We start from the raw sequence: 8800 nt of genomic DNA on the forward strand, positions 1-8800 counted from the left end.
AATTATAAATTTGATACGTAAATAACCGGATAGCTGTGAGTACAAAAGGCTACTTTATTGATATGATTGAGCATCCGCTAACACACTTCTCTTAGCGATACTCACAGCTTGGCTAAATCAATATGCCTCGGTTTCTCAGGTTAATCATCAATATAATAGTCTTGGGTGCATTGTTACTCATATCCCAGCAAGTTTGGGCCCAAGATTGGCGTCCGGTTCGCGGTGGTATCCCTTTCGGTATCAGTGGTATGGCTTTGATAAAACAGCAAAGCTATACACTCGATTTTCTGATTGTCCATGACAACAAACAAAAAAACCAAGGTCGTTTAGCAATCATCAGCATTAAGGGTAAGAACCAACCTGAATATTTCCCCTTGAACTGGCCAAATAACACAGAATTGCCCATCGACTTAGAAGCTTTAACATCTGTTCCAGAGAAAACAAAATCCTCTTTTATCGCTTTAAGCAGTTCTGGAAAAGCTTATTACATCAAGTTAGACCCTGCCAACAAAACCATCTCGATTCTCAAGGAATTCAATCTCCCAGGAGTTATTCAAGGAAATAATTTTGAAGCATTTGGATTACAAAATATAGACGGCAAATTAGTTGCTATTTGGGCACATCGAGGTAAAGCAGAACAACCAGCAACTATTTTTTGGGGAGTGTTTGACTTCGCTAAATATCAAATTACTCTCGCAGGTTCTGCCAATCTGAAAGTACCGTTTCCATCTGGCAATGTTCGCCATATTTCAGATATGAAAGTAGACCCCGTAGGAATTGTGTACATCACCTCAGCAAGTGATGCCGGAGATGATGGCCCATTTCAATCAGCCGTATATGTCGCTGGTTACTTGGGATTGCATGGTAACAAAATTGCATGGCAACAAAATCCTCAACTTGTTCCCCTCTACCGCTCTAACTACCACAAAATTGAAGGGATAGAACTTGTTCCCGGTGCGGAAGGCGGTGTGGTTGTTGGTACAGATGACGAGAATTTAGGTTCTTATGTATACATTGTGGGTGGAAGTTAATCTATCCTTTCAGATAAAGCTTTTGTATAAATTTCATAGTTTTCTTGATCGTAGCAACAAAAAATTACTCTTTGAGGGCGACCATTCTTTTGTAATTGTTCCTCGGATATTTTCACTGCAATCTCAGCAGCCAGAATCTTAGGATATTTATAAATACCAGTACTAATGCAAGGAAATGCCAAAGTATTAAATTCTTTATCGGCCGCGATTTGCATACACTTGTAGTAACACTGAGCTAGAAGTTCGGGTTCTTTATTATTACCTCCTCGCCATACTGGACCCACTGTATGAATGATAAAGCTTGCAGGCAAGCGATATCCTTTGGTGAGCTTGGCATCGCCAATTTTGCATCCTCTAAGCGATCTACATTCATTAACAAGTTCTGCTCCAGCTGCTCTGTGTATTGCTCCATCTACTCCACTACCTCCAAGCAGACTTGTATTTGCAGCATTTACAATTGCATCAACTTGTAGCTTTGTAATATCACCCAAAATAACTTCCATAAAACTTGAGCTTGGTTAAAAAATCGAACTGATTGCTGTTAATTTGCGACCTTATAATACATATACATAGCATTTTGTCAAGATTATTGGTGCGATCGCAACTTAGTGTAGATTGACCATTATCTGATTGATAACGGCCACTGATTAATTACAACTACACATTAAATCGGAACAACATTACATCCCCTTCCTGCACAACATACTCTTTCCCTTCACTGCGAACCAACCCTTTCTCCTTCGCAGCATTCATCGAACCAGTAGTTACCAAATCTTTATAAGCGACAGTTTCGGCGCGAATAAATCCCCGCTCAAAATCACTGTGGATTACACCAGCAGCTTGAGGTGCAGACATTCCGGCATTAATTGTCCAAGCGCGGGTTTCTTTGGGGCCACAAGTGAAATATGTCCGCAAGCCTAAAAGCAAGTAAGTTGCACGAATCAATGATTTCAAACCGCCTTCTTCCACACCTAAAGAAGCAAGAAAATCAGCTTTATCTGACTCTGGTAATTCCACTAATTCCGCTTCAACTTGGGCCGAAACAATCACAACTTGGGCATTTTCTGTCGCTGCAATTTGCCGCACTGTTTCCACAAAATGATTACCAGTTGCCAACTCATCCTCAGATACATTCGCCGCGTAGATAATCGGTTTATAAGTCAGCAGTTCTAGTCCTTTAATAATTTCTGTTTCTTCTTCATTCAAGCTCACCTGACGCACCGATTTACCTTCATTTAAAGCCGCAGCTAATTTTTCCAAAACTGAGACTTCAAACTGTGCATCTTTGCTTGTACGAGCTTGTTTGCGAGTGCGGTCAATTCGCCGCTCAATTTGTGATAAATCTGATAAACCCAGTTCTATATTAATGATTTCAATATCTCGCGCTGGGTCAACAGAACCAGCAACGTGAATAATATCGTCATTCTCAAAACAACGTACCACATGGACGATCGCATCAACTTCCCTGATGTGGGACAGGAATTGATTCCCTAGTCCCTCACCCTGACTTGCACCTTTAACTAAACCGGCAATATCAACAAATTCAACCCGCGCCGGGATAGTTTGGGCCGAACTGGCAATCTTAGCAAGAACATTTAACCGTTCATCCGGTACTGCGACAACGCCGACATTCGGTTCAATCGTGCAAAAAGGGAAGTTAGCTGCTTCTGCCTTGGCATTAGCAACTACAGCATTAAATAAAGTAGATTTTCCGACGTTGGGAAGTCCGACAATTCCGGCTCTTAGCATTTTTGATTTTAGATTTTAGATTTTGGATTACATTACCAAGGTAATCTAAACAGGTTCCGGTATGGTTTGGGGAATTGGCCCTGGAACTGTCTGAGGAATGGGAGCAGGTACTGGTTCTGGTACAGGCCCAGGTAACGGTTGAGGAATCCCTGGCCCCGGTACAGGTTGCGGACTCGGTAGCGGATTCGGGCCAGGATTGGGAATTTGTGGTTCGGGTATAGAAATCGCAGTAGGATTAATCATGGTAAGTCCAAATTAAATTATTTAACCTTCCCACGGTAGATGACAACCTCATCTGTTGACATCTCCCCAAATAGCTATACCCACGAACACATCCTTTAATAATTTACCCCTCTTCTCATTAGAATTCTCTGCGCCCCTCTGCGGTTCCCTCCGCGCCCCTTTGCGTTTAAATTCCACCCTCAATTCCCCACAATTTTACGCAAAACTTTACCAAACTACTGCTCCTTCACCTTTTCTACCACCTCTGGCACTGGATCATAACCACCTGGATGAAACGGATGACAGCGCAAAATCCGCCGAGTTGCCATCCAGCCACCACGCAACACCCCAAATCGTTCAATAGCTTCAATAGCATACATCGAACAAGTTGGTTGAAAGCGACAAGTCGGGAGAAACAACGGCGAGATAAACATTCGGTAGCCCCGAATCAGCCAAATAAATAATAATTTCATAGCAGTTACCCAAATCTTATAAATTAGTAACAGGGGTAAAAATTTTCATTTTGTTGCATCTTTGTTAACTACATTTTCTGACTTCACCTCAATTCCGGTTTTATGGCTGCAAATTGCGTTGGCTGCAATCTGGGTATTACTCATCCTCCTGATTGCATGGGTGGTAAACCGCTTCGCCGACAAGCCAGAAATCGTGCGGAAGATAGTTCATATTGGCACTGGTAATGTGATTTTAATCGCTTGGTGGCTCGATATTCCTGCCAGTGTAGGGATTACAGCTTCAATTTTAGCGAGTGCAATCACCTTATTATCCTACCGATTGCCCATTCTTCCTGGTATTAATAGCGTTGGACGCCAAAGTTTAGGGACGTTTTTTTACTCTGTCAGTTTCGGTATTTTAGTCGCTTGGTTCTGGTACTTGCAACAACCCCAATACGCAGCACTAGGAATTTTGATCATGACTTGGGGAGATGGATTAGCAGCCTTGATTGGGCAACGCTTTGGTACACACAAGTATAAAGTTTTTGGGACGCAAAAAAGTTGGGAAGGCTCCCTAACTATGATGCTCGTTAGCTATCTCGTCAGTAGTTTGATTTTAGTTGGAACTCAAGGAAACAGTTGGCAAACTTGGGCGATATCGCTGATAGTGGCATTTATAGCTACTGCTTTAGAAGCTGTTTCATTTTTGGGTATTGACAATCTAACAGTTCCTTTAGGCAGTGCAGCCCTTGCTTTCTTTTTAAGTCAGTTAGTTTTGAGTTACTAATTGTCTTGAGTGCTATTCCTAACGCTCTTTTATTACTTTGAAAAAATAAAATATTTGTAGGTTGGGTTGAACAAAGTGAAACCCAACAAAATCAAGGATTTTTGGTGTTGGGTTTCGTTCCTCAAACGCCACTTGCTTCTCCCTACAGCCCTTCTCCTAAAGGAGACCCTACGCGAACGGGCATCCTACGGCAGGCGCTAGCCTCTCCGTTTGGGAGAAGGGGAGACGCGCAAGAGACAAGTCGGGAAACCGCACCTGTTGCAGTACCTCCCCAACCTACCCTAGATTTATAAAAACTAATGACAATAAAGGTTTCTGATTTTTATCTCGTGAGAGTCATAGAAAAGCACTAATTAAGCAAACAAGAGATAGTGCCAAAAATTCATCATTCATGCTCGTCACAGTGACACCTTCCGCGCCCAGATGGGCTAGTGTTAGAGCCTTCCACCGTCAACAGCAAGCGTACTACCAGTAATATATGAAGCGTCCTCGGAGACTAAAAATGTGATGGCTGCGGCGATTTCTTCTGGCTGCGCTAAACGCTGTAGCGAAGTCTTGCTTTTGAGCAAAGCCTCAGGCGCTGCGTTCTGTAGCATTGGGTGTGTGTAATACTTCGCATTCTCTTGCGCCATGTCCGTTGCTGTGCCGCCGGGTGCGATCGCGTTGATAGTTATTCCCCGCTCTCCTAGTTCAGGAGCTAAGTTACGCACCATAGCCGAAACGGCAGCTTTGCTTGCGCCATAGAGTGTGTGATAGAAAACGGAAATCTGGGCACTGACGGAGGAAGTCATCACGATACGTCCACCAGAGAGAAGGTAGCGAGCGGCAGCCTGCACGACAAACAGTTGACCGGCAACATTTACCCTGAAGACGCGCTCAAAGTCTTGGAAGGTAATCTCCTCCAGTTTTCCAAAATATTCGATACCTGCATTACTAACCAGAATATCGAGTTGACCGTACTTCTCCACTGCTTTTTCAACCAGATGTTTGCTCTGGTCAACCTGACTTACATCAGCTTGTATTGCCGTGGCTTCGCCACCTTGTTGCATGATTTGGTTGACAACTTCTTCAGCTTTTTCAGAACTACTACGGTAATTGACCACCACTTTAGCGCCTTCCTGAGCAAGTTTCATCGCAATCTCTTTGCCAATTCCACGACTCGATCCAGTAACTATGGCAACTTTTTTTTCTAGCTTTTTCATTTTTAGTTCTTTTGTTCTTCAATGTATCTGTAATAGGACAGGAGGGGAAATTCAAACTCATAACTTATAGAAGCTGTATGCAACGGGATCGCAGTGACATTTTTAGCTCCGTTAGTAACAAACGAGGGGCGTTTGGTACAGATAGCGATCATCGGTGATCTGCTGTAGGACAAAAGCCGCCACATCCGCCCGCGAAATTTTCCCTGCCATAACCCCCGTTAAGTCAGTCAGAACTCGGTAATTCCCTTTCGCCGGGTGATTGGTTAGTATTCCTGGACGAACAATTACCCAATCCAGATTGCTCTGACGAATCTCTGCTTCCTGACGGTCTTTATCGTCGTAGATTCGCCTCAATATCACCGATAGAATCAGCTTGTCATAGAGCAAGCCGCCGTGAGCTTTACTATCGCCTGCTCCAAGTCCGGTGATGCAAATTAAGCGCTTGACGCTGTGACGCTCCATTGCCTGAAGTAAGTTTTTTGTGCCTTCCGAAAGTACCGTCACGGGTTCAAGACCGATTTTTTTAGTGCCTAAGGAGCTAATGACTGCATCTTGTTGCTGCACCGCATCTAGCGAGGCGGGGTCAAGGATATCCCCCTTCACAATTTGGAGGGAGTTGTGCTGGATTTCAAACTTGTCAGGATTACGAACTAGCGCAGTTACTTGGTGTCCCTGGGCTAGTCCTTGCTCGACAATCTGCTGTCCCGTCGGTCCGGTTGCCCCAATAACTAAGATTTTCATCTCTGTTTCTCACTTAGAAGACTCACAACATTTATGCAAGCAACACCTGTTGCAAGTAGGTCTGTAGCTGCTCGGCGTGACTCAACAAACCTCAGAAACCGACGAGCCAATCGGGACGGATGAGACGTTACACCACGCTGTATCAGATCAGGAATAATAAGACTGGCATATGTGCCGGTTGCTGCTACTATCAGAACTTTGATCTCTATCTCTTTCCTTCTAGTCTTCAGGCTCGTTACTAACGAGCCTCCTTACATGATTAGCCTTACGCCCAGTCGGCTGGCGGTAACTTAAGCTTTCTGTACGGCTTTTGATTCGACATCGGACGCGCTTGCGCCTGGTTTTATCCAACCACGATTCTCTTTCAGAGAGGCTGCGCGATCGCGCAAATAAGATTCAAAGTCGCTCGGTGCAGGAAAATCGCGTTTTAACTGTGCCAAATCTGCTGCGTAGCCGACGTTCTCAAACCAGCGATACATGAGTGTCACTTCTTCTCCGGCTTGCTGCTCAAATGCTTCAAACGGAATTTGTTGGTAGTTAACGGTTTTTCCTAAAACACGGCTGAACGCGGCAGCGATTTCTGTCATGGTCATGTCCACACTGGCGACTTCCTGCTCGCGTTTCAAAAAATCTGCGGGACGATCGAACACCTCGGCGACCATTTCCCCGTAATCATCTTCAGAAAGCTGCTGCAATTTCGTCTCAGGACTGAGCGGCTGTGCAAGCGTTCCGTTTTCAATCATCGGGCGCATCGCGTTGTAATTGAAAAAGAAAAAAACTGGACGCATGATCGTGTAGGGCAACCCGATCGCTCGAATATATTCTTCAACTTGAAATTTGCTGTCAAAATGCGGAATGCCGGTTTTGCGTTCTGCGCTCCCCACCGAACTGTAGACGAAATGCTGGATACCCGCAGATAAAGCCGCGTCTGCAACAGCCTTGCCCTCACGGATTTCAGTTTCCGATCCCTCTTGGAAGTTTTGCATCGAAAAAATGCCGTCAGCACCTTGCAGAGCGCGATCAAGTGAAGCGCGATCGCTAAAGTCTCCTTCTACGAGCTCTGCGCCCGCTTGCTTAAGCGCTTGGGCGGCAGGTTTGTTTAGGTCACGCACGAAGGCACGAACAGTGAACTTTCCGCGCTGCAAAAGATGACGCGCCACCGCCCCGCCTTGATTGCCCGTGGCTCCGGTGACTAAGATGAGTCGTTTTTCGTTTGTTTTCTGCGTCATACCTTCTCCACCCTGTTTGTGTGTTTGTTTCATCTTGTCCAACTTTCATTCAGTACTGTAGCTTCTACAGAAAGAAAGAAAAAGTAGTTAAACTTCAAAACAGTTATGCAAAAAATTCAAAGATGCGGTTGCGTGAATGGACAAGCTCAAAAGCCTGATGATTTTTATGCACTCCGCTCAACATGGCAGCTTTTCGGAGGCAGCACGACAGTTAGGCATGGCTCCTTCAGCAGTGAGTCGAGCCGTATTGCGTTTAGAAGATAACTTGGGGGTGCGCTTGCTCCATCGGACGACTCGCAGTTTGGCACTGACTGAAGATGGCAACCGATTTTATCAACGCTGTCAGCAAATTCTCAACGACTTGGAAGAAGCCGAACTCGAAGTCAAACAATCGCAATCCATGCCGATGGGAACATTGCGGCTTGATCTGAGTTTTGTGTTTGGCAAACTGCATATCGCTCCGGCTCTGCTGCGATTTGCCGCACAATATCCTGAGCTAAACCTGAATGTTTCTTTTAACGATCGCTTGATCGATCTGATTGAGGAAGGCATTGATGCGACTGTGCGGATTGGAATGATCAGCGATAGCGGTTTACTTATGCAACACCTGGCAACTGCACGCTACATCACTTGTGCCTCGCCACAGTATCTCGCCCAGTATGGTACGCCCACAACGCCTACAGAACTATTGCAGCATCGCTGTGTCAACTTTATCTTTCCACAGACCCGACGAGAACCTAACTGGAAGTTTGAACAAGATGGAAAATTGATTGACCTTTCGGTTAACAGTTATCTGCAATTCGATAATTCAGAAGTTATTTTAGACGCAATCATTCAAGGAGCCGGTGTGGTTCAATTTCCCAAATTTATTGCCGCGAAAGCGATCGCGCGTGGAGACCTCCAACCGATTCTCCAACCCTACGCGCCCCAAGTTGGATTAGCGATCGCAGTGTTGTATCCACAAAAACGCTATCTCTCGGCTAAAGTTCGCGTTTTTGTTGAGTTTATGAGAGAATTGACGGCTGCTTTAAAGCGAGTTGATGTTGTAGATTGAACGCTTACGAACCGCTTAAGCGAAGTCTGCCCAGTTATCTGCCATAGACAGTGGCGACACCCATCAGCTAAACATGGCATCACTGTGCCAAAAGTCAGATGAGATATTTAAATGTATAGAGATATTAAGGTATTAGACCTTTATGATATATACTGATTAACGCTTTAGTTTTTTAAACAAAAAAAGTGGCAGAAGGTCGATTTTTCGTATCGGCTCAATCAACAAAAAATAAATCCTTTTGAACAAAATTCTGTCCCGCATTCCTCGTCCATGTAATCATGGGCTATCTTTAGGGAGAGGCAGGATCTACTAATAACTATTCAGGTTCGTTCT

Annotated in this window: 11 protein-coding genes; 4 read left to right on the plus strand and 7 right to left on the minus strand. The window is 44.7% G+C overall.

Annotation, left to right across the window (positions count from 1 at the left end; translation table 11 throughout):
• Positions 1–122: 122 nt before the first annotated feature.
• Positions 123–1031 carry a hypothetical protein gene (locus V7K31_RS15495; protein ID WP_335095174.1) on the plus strand — a complete coding sequence of 303 codons (909 nt, stop codon included), beginning with the start codon at positions 123–125 and terminating at the stop codon, positions 1029–1031.
• Here the strand turns inward: V7K31_RS15495 and V7K31_RS15500 are convergent.
• The 4 genes from V7K31_RS15500 to yidD all read right to left on the minus strand — a co-directional run bounded on the left by V7K31_RS15500 (position 1028) and on the right by yidD (position 3475).
• Positions 1028–1534, minus strand: a complete 507-nt coding sequence (locus V7K31_RS15500; protein ID WP_335095175.1) for an O-acetyl-ADP-ribose deacetylase — start codon at positions 1532–1534, stop codon at positions 1028–1030. The genes V7K31_RS15495 and V7K31_RS15500 overlap by 4 nt on opposite strands.
• Positions 1535–1688: 154 nt before the next feature.
• Positions 1689–2780, minus strand: a complete 1092-nt coding sequence (gene ychF / locus V7K31_RS15505) for a redox-regulated ATPase YchF (protein WP_335095176.1) — start codon at positions 2778–2780, stop codon at positions 1689–1691.
• Positions 2781–2825: 45 nt separating this feature from the next.
• Positions 2826–3023, minus strand: coding sequence for a hypothetical protein (locus V7K31_RS15510; protein WP_335095177.1), 198 nt, complete (start codon positions 3021–3023; stop codon positions 2826–2828).
• A gap of 215 nt (positions 3024–3238) precedes the next feature.
• Positions 3239–3475 carry a membrane protein insertion efficiency factor YidD gene (yidD, locus tag V7K31_RS15515; RefSeq protein ID WP_335095178.1) on the minus strand — a complete coding sequence of 79 codons (237 nt, stop codon included), beginning with the start codon at positions 3473–3475 and terminating at the stop codon, positions 3239–3241.
• Between the two features lie 61 nt (positions 3476–3536).
• Between yidD and V7K31_RS15520 the strand changes: the two genes are divergently transcribed.
• A complete protein-coding gene (locus V7K31_RS15520) occupies positions 3537–4241 on the plus strand; it encodes a diacylglycerol/polyprenol kinase family protein (RefSeq protein ID WP_335095179.1) in 705 nt (234 codons plus the stop codon).
• 107 nt (positions 4242–4348) lie between these two features.
• Positions 4349–4534 (plus strand): hypothetical protein, encoded by a 186-nt coding sequence (locus V7K31_RS15525; protein ID WP_335095180.1) that lies wholly within the window; start codon positions 4349–4351, stop codon positions 4532–4534.
• Between the two features lie 141 nt (positions 4535–4675).
• Here the strand turns inward: V7K31_RS15525 and V7K31_RS15530 are convergent, their stop codons facing one another.
• The 3 genes from V7K31_RS15530 to V7K31_RS15540 form a co-directional block, all read right to left on the minus strand.
• On the minus strand, positions 4676–5443 hold the full coding sequence (locus tag V7K31_RS15530) for an SDR family NAD(P)-dependent oxidoreductase (protein WP_335095181.1): 768 nt from the start codon (positions 5441–5443) through the stop codon (positions 4676–4678).
• Positions 5444–5554: 111 nt separating this feature from the next.
• The gene (locus V7K31_RS15535) at positions 5555–6184 is read right to left on the minus strand and encodes an NAD(P)-dependent oxidoreductase (protein WP_335095182.1); all 630 of its coding nucleotides are present in this window, start codon (positions 6182–6184) and stop codon (positions 5555–5557) included.
• A gap of 290 nt (positions 6185–6474) precedes the next feature.
• Positions 6475–7446 carry an NmrA/HSCARG family protein gene (locus V7K31_RS15540; protein WP_335095183.1) on the minus strand — a complete coding sequence of 324 codons (972 nt, stop codon included), beginning with the start codon at positions 7444–7446 and terminating at the stop codon, positions 6475–6477.
• Positions 7447–7549: 103 nt separating this feature from the next.
• Here V7K31_RS15540 and V7K31_RS15545 point away from each other — a divergent pair, with 103 nt between their 5' ends.
• Positions 7550–8467, plus strand: a complete 918-nt coding sequence (locus tag V7K31_RS15545) for a LysR family transcriptional regulator (RefSeq protein ID WP_335095184.1) — start codon at positions 7550–7552, stop codon at positions 8465–8467.
• Positions 8468–8800: the final 333 nt, after the last annotated feature.

It is taken from the genome of Nostoc sp., from assembly GCF_036917675.1.
Classification (GTDB): Bacteria; Cyanobacteriota; Cyanobacteriia; order Cyanobacteriales; family Nostocaceae; genus Nostoc.